The sequence below is a fragment of the Ignavibacteriales bacterium genome (genome assembly GCA_016709765.1).
Lineage (GTDB): Bacteria > Bacteroidota > Ignavibacteria > Ignavibacteriales > Ignavibacteriaceae > IGN3.
The window spans coordinates 651,504-670,228 of record JADJMD010000012.1 but is presented as its reverse complement, the minus strand read 5'-3'; the positions used below and the strand labels follow the sequence as shown (position 1 = coordinate 670,228).

19 protein-coding genes are annotated in these 18,725 nt (G+C 32.2%); 16 read left to right on the top strand and 3 right to left on the bottom strand.

The window, feature by feature from the left end:
• Positions 1 to 14: 14 nt before the first annotated feature.
• From IPJ23_08850 to IPJ23_08815, 8 genes are all read left to right on the top strand, one after another.
• Positions 15 to 2,465, top strand: a complete 2,451-nt coding sequence (locus IPJ23_08850) for a penicillin acylase family protein (GenBank protein ID MBK7630798.1) — start codon at positions 15 to 17, stop codon at positions 2,463 to 2,465.
• Between the two features lie 115 nt (positions 2,466 to 2,580).
• Positions 2,581 to 3,531, top strand: coding sequence for a methylenetetrahydrofolate reductase (locus tag IPJ23_08845; protein ID MBK7630797.1), 951 nt, complete (start codon positions 2,581 to 2,583; stop codon positions 3,529 to 3,531).
• Positions 3,532 to 3,535: 4 nt separating this feature from the next.
• A complete protein-coding gene (locus tag IPJ23_08840) occupies positions 3,536 to 4,537 on the top strand; it encodes a Gfo/Idh/MocA family oxidoreductase (protein ID MBK7630796.1) in 1,002 nt (333 codons plus the stop codon).
• A complete protein-coding gene (locus tag IPJ23_08835; protein ID MBK7630795.1) occupies positions 4,516 to 5,169 on the top strand; it encodes a class II aldolase/adducin family protein in 654 nt (217 codons plus the stop codon). The genes IPJ23_08840 and IPJ23_08835 overlap by 22 nt, the downstream gene beginning before the upstream one ends.
• 15 nt (positions 5,170 to 5,184) lie before the next feature.
• On the top strand, positions 5,185 to 6,186 hold the full coding sequence (locus IPJ23_08830; protein MBK7630794.1) for a D-alanine--D-alanine ligase: 1,002 nt from the start codon (positions 5,185 to 5,187) through the stop codon (positions 6,184 to 6,186).
• Positions 6,183 to 6,497, top strand: coding sequence for a septum formation initiator family protein (locus tag IPJ23_08825; protein ID MBK7630793.1), 315 nt, complete (start codon positions 6,183 to 6,185; stop codon positions 6,495 to 6,497). The genes IPJ23_08830 and IPJ23_08825 overlap by 4 nt, the downstream gene beginning before the upstream one ends.
• A gap of 115 nt (positions 6,498 to 6,612) precedes the next feature.
• Positions 6,613 to 7,911 (top strand): replication-associated recombination protein A, encoded by a 1,299-nt coding sequence (locus IPJ23_08820; GenBank protein MBK7630792.1) that lies wholly within the window; start codon positions 6,613 to 6,615, stop codon positions 7,909 to 7,911.
• Positions 7,911 to 8,879, top strand: a complete 969-nt coding sequence (locus IPJ23_08815; protein ID MBK7630791.1) for a class I SAM-dependent methyltransferase — start codon at positions 7,911 to 7,913, stop codon at positions 8,877 to 8,879. Before IPJ23_08820 ends, IPJ23_08815 begins: the two co-directional genes overlap by 1 nt.
• A gap of 1 nt (position 8,880) precedes the next feature.
• Here the strand turns inward: IPJ23_08815 and dprA are convergent, their stop codons facing one another.
• The 3 genes from dprA to IPJ23_08800 form a co-directional block, all read right to left on the bottom strand.
• A complete protein-coding gene (gene dprA, locus IPJ23_08810; protein ID MBK7630790.1) occupies positions 8,881 to 10,002 on the bottom strand; it encodes a DNA-protecting protein DprA in 1,122 nt (373 codons plus the stop codon).
• 121 nt (positions 10,003 to 10,123) lie between these two features.
• Entirely contained in the window at positions 10,124 to 10,414 is a 291-nt protein-coding gene (locus IPJ23_08805) for a hypothetical protein (GenBank protein MBK7630789.1), read from the bottom strand.
• A 144-nt stretch (positions 10,415 to 10,558) separates the two neighbouring features.
• Positions 10,559 to 10,807: a hypothetical protein gene (locus IPJ23_08800; GenBank protein MBK7630788.1), complete on the bottom strand. Its 249-nt coding sequence runs from the start codon at positions 10,805 to 10,807 to the stop codon at positions 10,559 to 10,561.
• 519 nt (positions 10,808 to 11,326) lie between these two features.
• On the opposite strand from IPJ23_08800, the gene IPJ23_08795 reads away from it, so the two are divergent.
• The 8 genes from IPJ23_08795 (at position 11,327) to IPJ23_08760 (ending at position 18,512) form a co-directional block, all read left to right on the top strand.
• Positions 11,327 to 12,316, top strand: coding sequence for a GDP-mannose 4,6-dehydratase (locus IPJ23_08795; GenBank protein MBK7630787.1), 990 nt, complete (start codon positions 11,327 to 11,329; stop codon positions 12,314 to 12,316).
• Between the two features lie 113 nt (positions 12,317 to 12,429).
• The gene (locus IPJ23_08790; GenBank protein ID MBK7630786.1) at positions 12,430 to 13,374 is read left to right on the top strand and encodes a T9SS type A sorting domain-containing protein; all 945 of its coding nucleotides are present in this window, start codon (positions 12,430 to 12,432) and stop codon (positions 13,372 to 13,374) included.
• 10 nt (positions 13,375 to 13,384) lie between these two features.
• Positions 13,385 to 14,845 carry a T9SS type A sorting domain-containing protein gene (locus IPJ23_08785; GenBank protein MBK7630785.1) on the top strand — a complete coding sequence of 487 codons (1,461 nt, stop codon included), beginning with the start codon at positions 13,385 to 13,387 and terminating at the stop codon, positions 14,843 to 14,845.
• 17 nt (positions 14,846 to 14,862) lie between these two features.
• Entirely contained in the window at positions 14,863 to 15,945 is a 1,083-nt protein-coding gene (locus IPJ23_08780) for a hypothetical protein (GenBank protein ID MBK7630784.1), read from the top strand.
• Entirely contained in the window at positions 15,870 to 16,355 is a 486-nt protein-coding gene (locus IPJ23_08775) for a hypothetical protein (protein ID MBK7630783.1), read from the top strand. The genes IPJ23_08780 and IPJ23_08775 overlap by 76 nt, the downstream gene beginning before the upstream one ends.
• An 18-nt stretch (positions 16,356 to 16,373) precedes the next feature.
• A complete protein-coding gene (locus tag IPJ23_08770) occupies positions 16,374 to 16,976 on the top strand; it encodes a hypothetical protein (GenBank protein ID MBK7630782.1) in 603 nt (200 codons plus the stop codon).
• 43 nt (positions 16,977 to 17,019) lie between these two features.
• A complete protein-coding gene (locus tag IPJ23_08765; GenBank protein MBK7630781.1) occupies positions 17,020 to 17,448 on the top strand; it encodes a hypothetical protein in 429 nt (142 codons plus the stop codon).
• Between the two features lie 461 nt (positions 17,449 to 17,909).
• Positions 17,910 to 18,512 (top strand): T9SS type A sorting domain-containing protein, encoded by a 603-nt coding sequence (locus IPJ23_08760; GenBank protein MBK7630780.1) that lies wholly within the window; start codon positions 17,910 to 17,912, stop codon positions 18,510 to 18,512.
• Positions 18,513 to 18,725 lie beyond the last annotated feature (213 nt).

Here is an 18,725-nt window from a genome sequence, read left to right as displayed (position 1 = left end):
TACAATCAAACTTTATGCGCAAGTGGAAAAAAATATTAATTGGCTTGTCTTTAACATTTTTTGTTACATTTATAATAGCTGGCTGGATATTTTACAATATGCTTTCATCATCTCTTCCTCAATATTCAGGAGAGATTTCTTCTTCCAAAGTAATTTCTGATATAGAAGTTTACCGTGATAGCTTTGCTGTTCCATATATTGTTGCGCAATCCGATGAAGATGCCGCTTTTGCTTTAGGTTTTTTGCACGCACAAGAGCGTTTGTTTACAATGGATCTTATTCGAAGAGCTGGTGAAGGAAGATTAAGTGAAATACTTGGCGAGAAAGCAATTCCGTTTGATAGAATGTTTCGGACAGTTGGAATAAAAAGAAACATTGCAAAAAATTTCAATAAATATGATCCAACTGTAATGAAAATTTTGCAAGCATATTCTGATGGAGTGAACGAATATCTTAAAGACCGTAAAGGTGATTTAGCTATAGAATTTGATGTGCTCGGTTATGAACCGGAACATTGGAAACCCATACACAGTTTGATAGTAATAAAAATGATGGCCTGGGAATTAAACATTAGCTGGTGGACTGATCTTTCTTTTGCAGAACTTATACAGAAACTTGGTAAAGAAAAAGTATTAGAAATATTACCCGATTATCCCGAAAATGCCCCAACAATTATTACAGATAACTTTAAATATCTTCCAGCTATTAATTCTACATTTGCAGAAACCGATAAAGCTTTCCGACAAATGATGGGCTGGACTGGAACACACATCGGTTCAAACAATTGGGTTGTTAATGCAAACAAATCTGTATCCGGTAAACCAATTATTGCAAACGATCCTCATCTCGCGTTTAATGCACCGGGCAAATGGTACGCTGCGGTTATTAAAAGTAAAGATTGGAATGCTGCAGGTGTTACTCTACCGGGAGTTCCTGGAGTTGTTATTGGCAAAGGAGAAAATATTTCCTGGGTGCTTACCAATGTTATGAATGATGATGCAGATTTTTATATAGAAAAACTTGATTCATCAAAGACTAAATATTTTATTGATGGACAGTGGCAAAATCTAAAAATCATTAAAGACACGATAAAGGTTAAAGATGGTAAAGATCAGGTAATTACGATTAAGGAATCCCATCGTGGTCCAATAATATCAAACATTCATCCATTTGCATTTATTTATAATAAAGATGATAAAAAAATTCCGCCAATTAGTATGCGATGGTCTGGTAATGATTTTAGCGATGAGATGTTAGCGTTTTATAAAATTAATAAAGCAAAAAACTGGAATGAGTTTCGTGAAGCTGTAAAATATTTTGGAATTCCCGGTCAAAATTTTGTTTATGCTGATAAACAAGGAAATATCGGTTACATAATGGGTGCAAGAATTCCGCTTCGTAACAGTAACAATCCGACTTTGGTTTTTGATGGAACAACTTCGGACAATGATTGGAAAGGATTTGTTTCTACACAGGAAATCCCAATTGTATTAAATCCTACAGAAAATTTTATAGCCTCTGCTAACAATAAAACATTAAAGAACTTTAAATATCATATTTCAAATCTTTGGGAACCTTCATCACGTATTGATAGAATAAGGGAATTATTAACTTTTAAAAAAAAGCACTCCGTTAATGATTTTAAGAAATATCAGATGGATCAAATCTCTCCTTATGCAAGAACTATCGTTCCGTATCTATTAAAAGCTTTTGAGGGAATAAAAGTAAAAGACAAAAATTTGCATACATCTCTTGAGCTGTTGGGTAAATGGGATTATGAATTGAATAAGTACAGCCAGATTCCAGCTATATATTCGGTGTATTTAAAATATTTGCTAAAAAATATTTATTATGATGAAATGGGTGATGATCTTTACAACCGTTTTGTATTTCTTGCAAATGTACCTTACAGAAGTTTGCTGCAGATTTTAGAAAAACCAAACTCAATTTGGTTTGATGATGTAAAAACTAATAAGCGGGAAACTCGCGAAGAAGTTATCAGAAAAAGTTTAGCTGATGCGTTAAATTATCTTGAAGAAAATTACGGAAAAGATTTAGTTAACTGGCAGTGGGGCAGAATGCACAAAGTAACATTTAAACATGCTTTTAGCGGTAATTTTTCTCCTTTAGATAAATATATAAATATTGGTCCTTTTGAACTTGGAGGTGATGGAACAACAATAAATAATACTGAATATCCTTTTACGGAAAGTATCGAAGAGTTCTCGATGTTTCGTCACGGTGAGTTTGATAATGTACTTGGCCCATCAATGAGGTTTATTTATGATTTTGCAAATCCGGATGAGTTTTATTTAATACTTACAACAGGGCAATCCGGAAATGTAATGAGTGATAATTATAAAGATCAGAATCCTCTTTGGCTAACAGGTAGATATATGAAAATTAGAACTGATGAAGAATCGATAAGGAAGAATAAGAACTTTTTGAAGATTATTCGAGAATAGTCGTTGCAAATTCTAGGCAAAAGTGTTTTTCCGGATAGCCACTAACTTCACGAATTATAACGAATTAAGAAAGAATTATTATATTAGAAATGTATTCCTAATAAATTGAGATTGTATGAGAGTAATTGAACATTTAGAAAACGCAAAAAAACCATTAATTAGTTTTGAGCTGATTCCACCTAAGCGCGGCGGCGATATTAAAGGTTTATTATCTGTACTTGATGATATTACAAAATATAATCCGCCATTTATTGATATAACCTCACATGCGGCAGAAGTTATTTACGAAGAAACTTCAACCGGAATTCAGAAAAAAGTAAAAAGGAAAAGACCCGGTACACTTGGTATTTGCGCACTTATTCAAAATAAATATAATATTGACGCTGTACCGCACGTTTTGACAAAAGGTTTTACAAGAGAGGAAACAGAAGATTTTTTAATTGAGTTAGATTATCTGCAAATACAAAATGTTCTTGCTATTCGAGGTGATGATTCAGGTTATGAAAAACCGATTCCGGAAGGTAAAAGTAAAAACAGATTTGCTTCTGAATTAGTTAGTCAGATTATGAATATGAATAGCGGAAAATATTTAGAAGATAGTTTACTTGATGCTCGTCCAACGGATTTTTGTGTGGGTGTTAGCGGTTATCCGGAAAAACATTTTGAAGCACCAAATCTAAAAACAGATATAAAATTTGTTAAAGAAAAAGTTGATGCCGGTGCTGATTATGTTGTTACCCAAATGTTCTATGACAATAAATATTATTTCAAATTTGTTGAGTCGTGTAATGAAATTGGAATTAAAGCCCCAATAATTCCCGGATTAAAAATTTTAACTTCACGAGCGCACTTAACTTCAGTTCCCAAAAATTTCTATATCAATATCCCGGATCAACTTGCTGATGAAGTAATGGCAGCTAAGCCTGAGCATGTTACTGATATTGGGATAGAGTGGGCAGCAAAACAGGTTGAAGAACTTTTAAATAGAAATGTTCCAAGTGTGCATTTTTATATTATGCAAAATTCTAAACCCATCCTAAAATTAATGGAACGCTTAAAGCTTTAATAAAATGGTTGAAAAATTATACAAAGGTAAAAAAATTAAATGGGGCGTTGCCGGCTGCGGAAGATTTGCCGAAAATTCAATTTTACCGGCAGTTAGAATGACACGAAAAAGTTCAGTCATTTCTCTGTACAGCAGAGATATAAACCGGGCAAAATCTCTTGGAGAAAAATTTGGGATCCAAGGCTCATTTAATAATTTTGATGAATTTTTGAAATCGGATATTGACGCTGTTTTTGTTGCCAGTTCCAATGTTCATCACTATGAACAGGTTATCAGAGCGGCTAAGGCGGGCAAAAATATTTTTTGTGAAAAACCCCTTGCAATAACTTCACAGCAAGCTGAAGAAATGGTAAATGTTTGTAAAGAAAACAATGTTTTATTAGCTGTTAATTATGTGCATCGTTTTCATCCACTTGTTATTAAAGCAAAAGAACTTATCGTTAATCAAAAACTTGGTAAGCTTGTTTCAATAGATGTTCACTTTAATATTGATTCTCCACCTGATAATAATTTTAGATTTAAAAAAGAATTAAGCGGTGGCGGTGCACTGCGTGACATTGGAACCCACATGATCGATTTGCTTAGATATTTTGGCGGTGAGATTGAAACAATTGATGGTGTTGTTGGGAATCTAATTTACCAAAGTGAAGTTGATGATTTTGCTTTAGGCATTGTTAAATTTGCTAAAAGTGGATATGGAACTTTTAATGTATCTTTTAATAATAAAAAAGCTTTTAACAGAGTTGAAATTCTTTGCCACAAAGGTGCAATTGCAATTGATAATCTTATTGGGAGAAAATTACTTGCTCCAAAACTTACAATTCTTTTGGAAGATGAAACCAGAAAAAGTTTTCGTAAACGTGGAAACAAAATGGGTTATGTGATAAAATCAGTGCAAAAATCTTTTCTAAAAAATGATACTCCTCATGCAACCGGTGAAGATGGATTAATTAATTTAAAGCTGATGGAAGAATTAGAATTAAAATGTCTTCAAAGAAAAAGTTAGTTGAAATTTGTCATAAGGTTTATGCAAAAGGTTTTGTTGCCGCTTATGATGGAAACCTTTCTTGTAGAACAGCTTCGGGTACAGTGCTAATTACTCGTTCCGGTATTTGCAAAGGTGATGTAAAAGAAAAAGATATTGTTGAAATTGATTTGGGTGGAAAAGTTTTATCTGGTAAACAAAAAATATCGACAGAACATAAGATCCATCTCTATTCTTATCAAAAAAGAAAAGAAATTAATGCAGTTGTGCATTGTCATCCAACATATGCAACTGCTTTTGCCTTGATTGGTGAAGGCTTGAATAAACATTACTTACCTGAAGTATTTTTAACTTTTGGAAAAATACCTTTATGTAAATATGCAACACCTTCAACGGATAGTGTTCCAAAAAGTTTAGAACCACATATTAATTATGTATGGGCAATGCTATTGGAAAATCACGGTGCAGTGACTCTTGGTAAAAGTTTAGATGATGCTTATTACAAGATGGAAAAACTTGAGCACGCGGCTAAAATATTTTTGTTGGCAAGATTAATAGGAAAACCAAAAGAACTTTCTAAAAAGAATATTAGTGCAATATTAAAAATTGCAAAATCCACTTACGGAATTTCTGTAGATAATAGAAATGTATAACGAAATTATTTAAATATGGAAAAAAAACATAAAGTACTTTTACTGCTCGGCGGCACATCACCTGAACGCGAAGTTTCAAAATCAACAGGTAAATCTGTATACCAGGCATTGTTAAATCTTGGTTATGATGTCATTCCTCTTGATCCTGCATATGGGATAAATCAGCCAATTAATGTGGAAGATTATTTTGCGGATTCAGATTACGCTGAAATATCGAATGAAAATTATCTTGATGCTGTTAATCTTATTTCTGCTGAACAAATAAGTGTTGCATTTCTTGCATTGCACGGAAAGTATGGCGAAGATGGAACGATACAGTCTTTATTGGAATTAAAAGGCCTTAAGTTTACTGGTTCTAAGGTTTTATCAAGCGCAATTGCAATGGATAAAATTATGTCAAAAATTCTTTTTGAAGAATATCAAGTTGCAACACCTAAGTGGTTTCACTTTAAAAAGGGTGAACACACTTCAGAAGAGGTAAGAAAAAAAATTGAAAATCAATTTGGATTTCCTGCTGTTATAAAACCTAATGATCAGGGGTCCACAGTTGGATTAACAATTTGTAAATCATCAGATCAGCTTGATGAAGCTATGCATAAGGCATTTGAATATTCAGACAGAATTCTGGTGGAAGAATATATTCCTGGAAAAGAATTAACTGTGGCGGTTATAGATGATGTTGCATTGCCGGTTCTTGAAATCAAACCAAAGCACGGAATTTATGATTACGAGTGTAAATATACTTCCGGAATGAGCGAATACATTGTGCCAGCGGACGTTACAGAAGAAGTTGCAAAATCACTTCAAGAAATAGCGGTACAAGCATGTAAATCACTACGATGCGAAGTTTATGCCAGAGTTGATTTTCGCTTAAGCCCTGATAATAAAGTTTATACTTTAGAAGTTAACACTTTACCTGGAATGACATCATTAAGTCTTGTTCCTAAAATGGCTAAAGCAGTTGGAATAAGTTTCGAACAACTTGTTGAAAAAATTATTGCTTTAAGTTTGAAATGAAATTTTTAGAAAATAAAAAAACACGTTTCTATATTATTTCGGCTGTAGTCATTATTGGAACTTTATATCTTGTATTTAATAGTAATGGCGTTGTTAAATATGCAAAGGTTAAAAGTGAGTTAGAAGATTTGAATGCGCGAATATCTCAACTGGAAGAAGAGAATAGATCACTTGAAGTTGAAATCGATTCATTAAAAAGAAGTGTTCCTGCCAAGATTGAAAAGATTGCTCGAGAAAACTATGATATGATTAGACCAAATGAAAAAAGATTGAGTTTAAGCCAGAAGAATGAGAATGAATGTCATTGCTAATCCCTAAAAGATGAATCAGTCTTGAAAGTTAGTTACCACTTAAATATTATTTAACTTTTTAATTCAATGATTGCTTCACCGAAGACTCCTCTCAATGAATAACAAATAACAAATAATGAATAGCAAAATTACAATTCCTACCACACCGCTCGCAGAAAGAATCCGCCCACAAACTATAATCAATTTTTTTGGACAGCAGCATTTACTCAGTTCAGGAAAACCAATTCGTTTGATGATTGAGAATGATACTCCCTCATCATTTATATTGTGGGGACCGCCTGGGACAGGTAAAACAACTATCGCAAGAATTATTGCAAATCAAACTAAAGCAGAATTTTTTCAAATAAATGCAGTTTCTAGCGGGGTGAAAGATATTCGTTCCATTATAGATATCGCAACTCGAAATAAAGATTTAAATAAGCGTACTATTCTTTTTATTGATGAGATTCATCGCTTTAATAAAGCTCAGCAGGATGCATTGTTAAGTTCGATTGAATCAGGTGTTTTAATTTTAATTGGTGCTACCACGGAGAACCCATCTTTTGAAGTTATTCCGGCTTTACGTTCTCGTGCAAGAGTTTTCGTGCTGGAAGAATTATCCAAACTTGATTTGATTGATATTTTAAAATCCGCAATTGAAAAAGATGGGTTTCTAAATCAACTAAACGTTAAAGTTATTGATGAAGATTTTCTAATTTATCTTTCCGGCGGTGATGCAAGGATAATGTTAACAATATTTGAAGCTGCTGTAATTCAGGAAATTGATAAAAATGAAATTGTTCTGTCAAAAGAAATATTTGAAAATATCGTACAAAGAAAAAATATATTGTATGATAAAGATGGAGAAGAACATTACAACGTAATATCGGCTTTTATAAAAAGTATTCGCGGCAGTGATCCAGATGCCGGACTTTACTGGTTAGCCAGAATGTTAGAAGGTGGTGAAGACCCGTTATTTATAGCAAGAAGATTAATTATTCTTGCTTCTGAAGATATTGGGAACGCTTCTCCAAACGCGCTTGTACTTGCGGAAGCTGCATTTAGTGCCATCCATAAAATTGGAATGCCGGAAGCACGAATAATTCTTGCACAGTGTGTCACTTATCTTGCTTCATCGCCAAAAAGTAATGCGTCTTATCTCGGAATTGAAAGTGCATTGGGTGAAGTTAGAAAAAATCCTTTAAGTAAGGTCCCAAATCATTTACGTAATGCACCTACTAAATTGATGAAGGAAATTGGATACGGAAATAATTATAAATACGCTCACGATTTTGAAAATCATTTTGTGGAAGAAAATTATTTACCCGATGATTTGAAGAACAAACAATTTTATTTCCCTTCAGAAAATGGACAGGAAAAAAAACTTAATGATTGGCTCAAGTTTTTGTGGAAGTCTAAAAAGAAATATAAATAATGTCCGAGAATCAACTTACTTGTAAAATCTGTAATGGCATTTCAAAAAATAAAATTCTTAAAGTACGAGAAATGTATTTTGGAACCCGAGAAGTTTTTGATTACTTGGAGTGTTCAAACTGCGGATGCCTTCAACTACTAAATCCACCAAAAAATTATTCCGCTCATTACCCACAAGATTATTTCACGTATCAGCAAAAACATGAAAGTAAGTTTAAAGCCTTGCTCAATCGTTTGCGTGATAGAGCTGCATTGGGAGAAAAAACTTTAATTGGAAGTATTATATACAAAAAATTTGGTGAACCTACCTATATAACTCGATTAAAGATAGCTGGTGTCGGGTTAAATGATTCAATTCTTGATGTTGGCTGCGGTAAAGGAATTCTTTTGCATAAAATGAAAGAATCCGGTTTTAATAAAGTAATTGGTCTCGATCCTTTCCTAGATGAAACAATCACATATAAGAACGGATTAAAAATTATAAAACAGAACTTTGATGAATTTGCGGGTAAGTTTGATTTTATAATGTTCAATCATTCATTTGAACATATGGAAAAACCTGATGAAGTGATGAAGCAATCCAACAAACTTTTGAATAAGGGAAAATATTTGTTGATAAGAATTCCGGTTGCCGATTCTTATGCTTTTAAAAAATATAGAGAAAATTGGTGTTCTCTAGATGCACCGCGACACTTATTTTTACATACAACAAAATCTATTCAGATTTTAGCTCAAACTTGCGGTTTCGAAGTAAAGAAAATTAATTATGATTCCCGAAGCTGGCAATTGTGGGGAAGTGAACAATATTCTAAAAATATTTCTTTGATGGATAAACGATCATACTATGTTAATCCCAAAAATTCAATCTTCACCAAAAAAGAGATTGTTGAGTTTGAAAAGAGAGTATTAGAATTTAACAAAAATGGAGAAGGTGATCAGGCGGAATTTTATTTGCAGAAAATAAACTAACTCACATCAACATAAACATCTTTCCGGGTAATTGTTTTACAATCCCTTTAAATTCTAACGAAAGTAAATTAACAAGACAGTCTGAAGTCGACAATTCAGTTTTCTCAGCGAGTATATCTATGTGTAAAGGTTCATTTAGTAGACAATTATAAATTTTCTCTTCAAAGATTGTTAAATCTTTTTGCTGCTTAGGAATGTTTTTGCCAAGAATAGGCTTAAGTTTCAATTCAAGTTCAATTAAAATATCTTCTGCACATTTTATTAACTCTGCCTCGCCTCTCTGAATCAGCATATTCGTTCCTTCGGATTGCTTAACTCCAAGATTACCCGGAATAGCGAACACCTCACGGTTTTGGTCAAGCGCCAATCTTGCGGTTTGCATTGCACCGCCGGTTATTGCAGTTTCGATTACTAAAGTACCTAATGTTAAACCGGAAATGATTCTGTTACGCTTCGGAAAATTTTCTGCATTTGGAATCGTACCAAGACTGAATTCCGAAATGATGACACCTTTTTCTTTAATCTCATTAAACAGCTTTTTATTTTCTGCTGGATAAATTATATCCAATCCAGAACCGATTATAGCAATTGTTCTTCCATTATTTTTTAATGCTGATGAATGGGCAACAGAATCAATACCTCTTGCAAGGCCGCTTACGATCGTAATATTTTGTTCAACTAAATCGGTAACAATTTTTTCAGTTTGGATTTTACCGTAGTTAGTAGGCATTCGCGTACCAACAACCGCAAGTGAATATTTATCTTTCTCATCAAATTCACCAATTACATAAAGCACCAAAGGCGGGTCATAAATCTTTTTTAGTAGTTGTGGAAAATCCTCATCCCATACAGTAATTATTCTACCTCCGAGCTTTTCTAAAGCCGTTAATTCTTTTTTAAGAAATTTTTGTATGGAATCCTTTTGTGACGAGATTTTTCTAATGCGTGATGCTAGTTCTTTGCTAATACCTTCGGTTTCGATTAAATCGGATGAAGATGCGGAAAGGATGTTTGATAATTTTTTAAATTGTGCAAGTAAATTTCTAATCTTAGCGGGACCAATTCTATCTACTGAAAGCAGAAGAAATAAATCGGTTAGTTGTTCAAAAGTTAGTTTGCCCAATTTTTAAATGTGAATTGAATTAAAAAAAATTATATGTTAAGCTGAAATTGTTTCAGCTTCTTTTATATTAAATAGATTCCGGAATAATTCGCCGCGGCGAACGGAATGATTCACAAAAAAATTAGTTTTCTGATCTTGTGTACTCTTCAGTTTGAGTGATTTCTTTCTTACGATATAAAATCGAAGCAGGCATCACAACTACAAAACCAAGAAAAAGTAAAATAGGCGATACAACAAGTGATGATGAACTATTCCATTCACCTAGACTCATAAAATAAAAACCAAATATTATAAGTAAGGCGCCTAATCCAAACAAAAGGTAATTTGTTTTTTCCCAATAAATATTAAAAGGAGAAGGAAGAGATTTTGCACTGGTTTTTACATTTTTCTTTTTGTCTTTACTGCCATAAATACTCCGGGTTTAAAATAAGAACCCGGTGACGGGGAATCACCGGGCCTGACTCATTCATATCAAAGGGCAGGGGAGAACCCTTTGAAAGAGTCGATTGAAAAATAATTTGATAAATGTTATTTGTCAAGTATTATGTGATATAAATTATTTACTTATTTGATATACTATTTTTCTAATAGTATCAAACTGTAAATACGGATATTCAGCTCTAATTGCATCAATTGCATCACCGGCACTTAATTTTCCGGATCTAAGCTGTTTAAATTTTTTCCTAATCTGATAATCTCTTACAGCTTTATCATCGATTAAGCCGTGAGAATCAAGTAAATCAAAAATATCATCACTGATAAGTTCGGATAATGGATTATCGATTTTTGCTTTTATTTCTCTCATCACGCGTTCCTCCTAATAAGTTAGTGATTGCAGTTACCTAAAAGTGACGTATCAAATCGTATAAAAACACTCCATTATTAGTTTATGTAATGATAACAAAAAACCGACCAGAGAAATTCCCTAAATCGGTACATTTACTACTCTGGTTAATTTTCCAACAATTAAATATTTAGACGCACGAAAATTAAAACAGTAGCAAATCGGTTATAAATTTTTTCCTTTGATTATTTCTGATGCAAATATTGACAGAAAATTACATAATGTCAAGTAATTTTTAGATTCTAAATAAATCGATACTTCTAAATAATGGAAAGCATTCGTTGTTATTCCTTTCGCCTTGGCGAATTATTTTGGAATCTAATAATTTGATACTGAAATAAATTCAGGATGACGTTATAGTTTTAGTTTTCAATAGTCTTTCAACAAGTAATCCGTTTTATCAACTATTTAATCTTAAAAAGATATTGTAAATTTGAGAAGAATTAATTCATCACTTACAGATTAATTTCAAAAATAAATATGAAAACAGCATTGATAACCGGAATTACAGGACAAGACGGAGCTTATTTAAGTAAGTATCTTTTAGAAAAAGATTATAAAGTAATTGGAATAACCAGAAACCTGCAATCCGGAAATTCAAATGGATTAAGTTTTCTTGGAGTTGAAAACGATGTTCAATTAGTTGAAGCAAACGTTTTTGATCTCTCCAATATTATCCGCTTATTAGAAAAATATAAACCTGATGAATTCTACAATCTTGCTGCACAAAGTTCTGTCGGATTATCATTCGAACAGCCGATCGGCACACTTGAGTATAACATTATCTCTGTAGCAAATATTTTAGAAGCTATTCGTATTGTTGATAAGAATATAAAAATCTATCAATCATCCAGCAGTGAAATGTATGGTAATGTTGCTAAGGATAAACTTCCGATTGATGAAGATTTTATTATTCATCCTGCAAGTCCTTATGCAATTTCTAAAGCTGCTGCACACTGGACTTGCGTAAACTACCGCGAAGCTTACAATTTATTTATCTCAAGCGGTATTTTATTTAATCACGAATCCGTACTTAGAAGACAAAATTTTGTTACAAAAAAAATTATTTCATCTGCAATTAAAATTAAAAAGAACCTTCTTGATGTTCTAAGGGTAGGCAATACATCCATACAAAGAGATTGGGGCTATGCACCTGAATACATAAAAGTAATGTGGAAGATGCTAAACGTACCCAAACCAAATGATTACATAATCTGCACAGGCGAAGCGCACACTTTACAAGAGTTTATTAATAAAGTTTTTGTAAAACTCGGACTTGATCCTGAGAAACTAGTAAAATTTGATAAAGCGCTTTACCGTCCTGTTGAGCTTGAAGTAATTTACGGCAATCCTAAAAAGGCAAAAAAAGAATTAGATTGGAATTACTCTCTATCATTTGATGAACTGATTGATAAACTAATTGAAGATGAAATGAAATACCAGGAATGGTGGATAAGCAGGAATAAATAATTGCTTGCTCACAAATGAAAAATGCTCTTATTGTCTTTACTCTCATTATAATTCGGTTATTTTAGAATTAGTTCTTTCTGTTAAATTATTTTTATTTTTCATAGGGGCTCTTTATGAAAAAGTTAGTTTTGGTCTCGGTTCTACTAATTCAGTTTTATACGACTTCGAATATCATCGCACAGACAAACGCACTTTATGATATATTCCCATTAGCTAAATGGAATAAATATACTTACAACTATTTGTTTACTGATTCAACTTACTATGTTGGTTCATTCGAATCTTTTCAGCAGGATTCTGGAAGAATAAATTATACTATAATTGATTCTGTAAACTTTGTAAGTAGAATTGAATGGACTGTTGAGCAAGAAATCGATTTAACTGAAAGAATCATCACTCCACTAATAGACTCAACATTTAAGATTAATAAGAAATTTTATTTTGTATTAACTGAATTATTGGAAAATGATCACCCATTATCTGCAAGCCCTCAATCTGGGGATTCTGTTGATACTTGGGGAAGAATTGGCATATGGGATTTTCCAGTTTATGCACCAAATAATACGACTATTATAATCAATAGATTTAATTCAAATATTCAATTTGAAATTTGTAATAATTTCTCAGACTTTTTGGATTCACTATGGTTTGACAGCGAAAGAGGTTTATATAAGCGAATTTTTAAAACTACATATTTAGGTAATCATCAAATTTATACACAAACTAAAATTAATTTTGAGGGAGCAATTGTTAGTAATGATGATAGAACATTTATTTATCCCAATAAATACTTATTAAACCAAAACTACCCAAACCCATTTAACCCAAGTACAAATATAAGTTGGCAAACGCCAGTTAGTTGTTGGCAAACATTAAAAGTTTATGATGTTTTAGGAAATGAAGTTGCAACTTTAGTAAATGAGTACAGACCAGCAGGAAGTTATGAAATAGAATTTAATCCAGCATCAAGTATCAAGAATCCAGCATCTGGGATATACTTCTATCGCTTGCAAGCTGGTGAGTATTTTGAAACTAAAAAAATGATTTTGTTGAAGTAATGGAGAGAAAATGAAAAAAGTAATTAGACTATTCTTGATAATTTTCTTAGACATAATATTATTTAATGAACATATTTATTGCCAGGTTGATACACTTTGGACCAACCAAAGTTATATCGGCACTTTAGATGGATATAGTTCTGTGAAACAAACACTAGACGGTGGTTACATAGTTACCGGCTATGAGTATTGGGTTGTTCCTTTCTTTGTCGATATAGATTGTATTTTGGTTAAGTTTAATGTGCAAGGTATGATTGAATGGAAGAAAATATTTCACAATTTAACCTTTGATGCGAAAGGATATTGTGTTCTGGAAACCTCCGATAGTAATTATTTTATTACCGGGTATAAATTTGATTATTCAAATATTGAAGGTTCTTATGATCTTCAATTGATTAAAACAAATGATATTGGCACTATCCTTTGGGATAAGTCTATAGGAGGTTCTTCATGGGATGTTGGATACCAGGCAAAAGAAATTCCTGAAGGAGGATTTGTTGTCATTGGTGAGACAAGATCATATGGTGTTTCAGAAAAAAATATTTTTCTTATTGAAACAGATAGTATGGGCGATACATTATGGACCCGAGCATTTGGCGGAGCAGGTGATGATATTGGTTGTTCGATTGAACTAGCAAATGATGGAGGATATGTTTTAGCTGGTCATTCTAATTCTTATGGTGCTGGACCAAACGATGTTTTGTTGATTAAAACAAATAGCAATGGAGATTCGTTGTGGGCAAAAGTTTATGGTTATTCAGGTACTGACTGCAAAGCATATTCGATTAATTCAACGAGTGATGGAGGTTATATTATTGCTGGTCAAATATATGCAAGCAGTACAGGTAACTCTAATGTGTTATTAATAAAGACTGATGAATTTGGAGATACATTATGGACAAAAAGTATTGGAACTCAACTGAATGAATATGCATATTCAGCGCAGCAAACTGTTGATGGAGGGTATATTATTTCAGGAACTAATGGTGATGTTCTACTTATAAAAACAAATGAATTGGGAGAAGTTCTTTGGACAAAAAGCTGGGGTGGTCAATGGGATGAAGCAGGATTTTCAGTTCAGCAAACAAGTGATAATGGTTATGTTATCGCAGGTCATCGAGATATAGCTAATATGGTGTCGGACGGCTGGCTGTTAAAAACCAAACCAGATATAACTGTCATTGAGGAAGAAAATTCAAGTTTACCTGAAAAATTTATACTTCAACAAAACTACCCAAACCCTTTTAACCCAAGTACAAAAATAAGTTGGCAGGCACCAGTAAGTGGTTGGCAAACTTTAAAAGTTTATGATGTTTTAGGAAATGAAGTTGCAATTTTAGTTGATGACTATAGAAATGCAGGAAGTTATGCAGTTGAATTTAATGCAAGCAACTTACCAAGTGGAGTTTATTTCTACCAACTAAAAGCTGGTTATTATGTAGAAACTAAAAAAATGATTTTGTTGAAGTAAAAATAAATGAGGAGAGATTGAAAATTAAACTAGCATTAGTAGTATTGTTTTTATTTGGCTTAGCCGGGTTTTATTTAAGTCTAAACTATTCTAGTAGTTTTAACAATTTTGTGTTTTCAAATATTATAAATCCATATGATCCGCTCGAAGTGCAAAATTCAATGCCAGATAAAAAAGAATCTCAAGCTAATGAAGGTTGGGAAGATCCACGAGGGTTGTTTCCCATTTTTGGATATAATTTGCCCAGTAAATCAAAGGATCTCACCTCATCTTTCAAAATAATTGAAAAAGGTGGAATAAATATTATTATTAATGGTAATATGGGCTGGATGCCGGATCCATATAAAGTTAAAGATGCATTTGAAAAATTGGGGTATTCAAAATTAAAGTGGCTTGCAATCATGGAGAATGAATGCAAGGACGATTTTATATATAGAAATTCAAATGATGACACAAATAGTAAAATAAAACAATACCTAAAAAATTTTAATCAGAATTATATTTATGGTTGGAATATTTGGGATGAGCCCGGTACAAATAGAGAACTTTGTGTTCCACTTAATTTAGTACCTAATGACGATTATGCTGATATAGATAGAATGGTAGAACAGATTAGAACAGATTCCTCGTTCAATAAAAAACTGGATTTTGTAAATCTTTTTCCAAATTATTGGGATGGCACTCCAACAGCTGAAGATTATGAAAAATATATCGATGCTTTTATCACCTCTCAGAAATTTAAACCCAGAGTTTTGTGTTTTGATAACTACCCTTTACTTAAAACTGAATTTGGTGGTTTCAGAAATAACTATTATTCCAATCTAGATATCATAAGAAAAAAATCTCTTGAGTATAATATTCCATTTTGGATGGTTGTTCTTTCAAGCGAGCACCTTAGTTATAAAAAGCCAACATTTGAGGAAATTAGTTTTCAGGTTTATTCTGCATTAGCATATGGTGCAAAAGGTATTGGTTACTATCAATACTCAAAAGTTATGAGGACCAGGGTTATCGATCCTGGATATTGGAAGAGAATATTGATAATCCGAATGTTGCAGATTCTCTTCACGGTCCTCTATTTGTTCCCATTCAAAAGCTAAACGAGAACATTCAAACAATTGGAAAAATTTTAACGCACCTTAAATCAGTTAAAGTTATTCACACCTCAGATTATCCCAACAAGCAAAAAGAAATTGCTCAATCTTTATTTAAGAACAATCTATCTAATAGTTTGATAAAACAAATTACAAATAATGAGGAATCGAACATCGATCCTAAATTATTAATTGGGGTTTTTGAAGAAATGAATAACACCGCGTCAGGAGGTAACTATTTGATGATAGTTAATAAAGATGTTGGAAAAGGTTCAAATATTACTGTTGCGTTGAATAGTCCATATAGAATATTTAAGTTTGATAAAGATAATGGTGAAAGTATTCTGATTGCGTCCAGTGATAAAATTAGTTTACAAATTTCACCTGGTTCAGGTGAACTGCTTTATATAAGGTAGATTTGTTTAGGGAAAAATATGAAAAACACTTCAAATTGGGCTGCACTTACTTTTCTATTTTTTATTATTAATTCATTCTTGGTGTTTTCTCAATCAGGCTGGATACAACAAGTAAGTGGTACAGTTCAAAATTTAACCTCAATATTCTTTATCGATTCAAATAAAGGATTTATTATTGGCAACGCTGGCACACTCCTTAAAACAACTGATGGTGGAACAACTTGGAATTCACAATCTATCGGGACAACAGTCAATCTAAAAACCATTTCATTTTTAGATTCTGTTAATGGATATATTTTTGGAGGAGGTAATACTTTCTATAAAACCGCAGATGGTGGAATTAGTTGGTTAAATTTAAGTGATAGTATAAAATATTCATTTGCTGCTATATCATTCCTTGATTTGCAAAATGGAATTGCAATTCAATCAACTAATAGTGATACAGCAAATATATATAAGACAACAGATGGAGGATTAAGCTGGAGTTATTTATCAAAAGTAGATAATAATGGATATTTCATCCGTTTACTGGATATCTATTATTTGGATGAAAATAATATAGTTGCTGTTGGATATGGACCAGTTTTGCAATTATCTACCAATCAACTGATGGAGGGATAACCTGGTTTTTTAGACTAAGTGGTGGAGGTTCAAGTAGTTAGTTATGGATATAACAAGATGCAATTTATTAATTCCAACTACCGGTTTCCTTTTAGCTAATGGAGGAATGACTTCGCAGTATAGGGCTTACATTTACAAGACTTTAAATGGTGGTACAAGTTGGGTAAACGTAAATTCAACGCTTCCTTTATGTAGGAGTATTTTCATGCTTGATGAAAATAATGGGTATGCTGTCGGAAATGATCAATTTTATCTGGGTAATGCAAAACCTGGAGCAATTTATAGGACGAATAGTGGAGGAAATTATTGGGTAAAACAAATTAGTAATACAACTAAAAAATTAAATGACCTTTATTTTTTAGATTTAAATAATGGAATAGTTATAGGGGATAGTGGAATAATTCTTAAAACAACAAATGGTGGTGAATCTAATTTTTTTCAAAACCTATATATCCCACAAAAATTCAACTGAATTGTTTTTGCCGATTCAATTTAAAATGGAGTAGTGTTCCAAATTTATTGCGTTACGAATTACAAGTTTCTAAAGACATATCCTTTTAATCATTAGTTTTAAGCTTGAAAAATTTAACCGACACTCTATACCTATAATGTTCTCTTAAGAATGCTACAAAGTATTATTGGAGAGTAAAAACAGTACTTTCTTCGGGATATGAAAATTGGTCTTTAGCTTGGAATTTTACAACAATTGATTATCAGTATAATTTATTATCTCCACCTAACAATTCAACTGCATTGTTATTACCGATTGAATTTAAATGGAGCAGTGTTCCAAATGTTTTACGTTACGAATTACAAGTTTCTACAAACTCATCCTTTAGTGGTTCCACACAGTCGTTTACAAATTTAACTGACACATCATACAAAGCTAATTCGCTTAATTATGCTACACAGTATTTTTGGAGAGTAAAAAGCATCCTTTCCTCAGGTTACGAAAATTGGTCGCCAGTTTGGAAATTTACTACAACTGATTATCCTGACATTTTATTAGCACCGGAAAACAATTCAATAAATATTCCTACCACTGTAAAACTTTTATGGAAAAGAGCTACTAATGCTATATCATATTTAGTTCAAGTTTCACTCGATTCAACTTTTACAGACTCGTCATTTAGCTATAATGTTGAAGATACTCTAAAGGTTTTGGAAAATCTAAAAAGCTACCGAAAGTATTTTTGGAAAGTACAACCAACATTGTCAGATGGCAATGAAGGTTGGTCCGAAATATGGTCATTCACAACGTTGCCGCTACCAATAACATTTAAATTATATCAGAACCATCCAAATCCGTTTAATCCTAATACAACAATTAGCTATCAATTACCAATTGCTTGTAATGTAAGATTAAAAATTTATGATATTTTAGGAAATGAAGTTGCAACACTAGTTAATGAAGAAAAACCTTCAGGAAGTTATAATGTAGAATTTACAACTAATAATTTAAGCTCAGGTATTTACTTTTATCGTCTACAGGCCGGTAATTTTATTGAAACTAAAAAGATGATATTATTAAAATGAGTACTCAGTAGTCTTAACTAAGTAATTAATTATTTAATATCTTAATAAATATTTAATAAGCTAGAAATATTATTATTTATAACAATAGGTCACTTTAAAAACGTCAAGATTAAAAAACTAAAAGTGAAATCTCTTTGAAAATTTTAAAAATTAGTATTGTTCAGCTTCCAAAAAAAAATTATGTTAGAGCTAAGTCTTTATATTCTATTTTGA

Bases quoted from the DNA above. Each gene is read 5' to 3' on its own strand.
- IPJ23_08850 (MBK7630798.1), top strand. From the start codon at position 15: ATGCGCAAGTGGAAAAAAATATTAATTGGCTTGTCTTTAACATTTTTT.
- IPJ23_08845 (MBK7630797.1), top strand. From the start codon at position 2,581: ATGAGAGTAATTGAACATTTAGAAAACGCAAAAAAACCATTAATTAGT.
- IPJ23_08840 (MBK7630796.1), top strand. From the start codon at position 3,536: ATGGTTGAAAAATTATACAAAGGTAAAAAAATTAAATGGGGCGTTGCC.
- IPJ23_08835 (MBK7630795.1), top strand. From the start codon at position 4,516: ATGTCTTCAAAGAAAAAGTTAGTTGAAATTTGTCATAAGGTTTATGCA.
- IPJ23_08830 (MBK7630794.1), top strand. From the start codon at position 5,185: ATGGAAAAAAAACATAAAGTACTTTTACTGCTCGGCGGCACATCACCT.
- IPJ23_08825 (MBK7630793.1), top strand. From the start codon at position 6,183: ATGAAATTTTTAGAAAATAAAAAAACACGTTTCTATATTATTTCGGCT.
- IPJ23_08820 (MBK7630792.1), top strand. From the start codon at position 6,613: ATGAATAGCAAAATTACAATTCCTACCACACCGCTCGCAGAAAGAATC.
- IPJ23_08815 (MBK7630791.1), top strand. From the start codon at position 7,911: ATGTCCGAGAATCAACTTACTTGTAAAATCTGTAATGGCATTTCAAAA.
- IPJ23_08800 (MBK7630788.1), bottom strand. From the start codon at position 10,807: ATGAGAGAAATAAAAGCAAAAATCGATAATCCATTATCCGAACTTATC.
- IPJ23_08795 (MBK7630787.1), top strand. From the start codon at position 11,327: ATGAAAACAGCATTGATAACCGGAATTACAGGACAAGACGGAGCTTAT.
- IPJ23_08790 (MBK7630786.1), top strand. From the start codon at position 12,430: ATGAAAAAGTTAGTTTTGGTCTCGGTTCTACTAATTCAGTTTTATACG.
- IPJ23_08785 (MBK7630785.1), top strand. From the start codon at position 13,385: ATGAAAAAAGTAATTAGACTATTCTTGATAATTTTCTTAGACATAATA.
- IPJ23_08770 (MBK7630782.1), top strand. From the start codon at position 16,374: ATGAAAAACACTTCAAATTGGGCTGCACTTACTTTTCTATTTTTTATT.
- IPJ23_08765 (MBK7630781.1), top strand. From the start codon at position 17,020: ATGGATATAACAAGATGCAATTTATTAATTCCAACTACCGGTTTCCTT.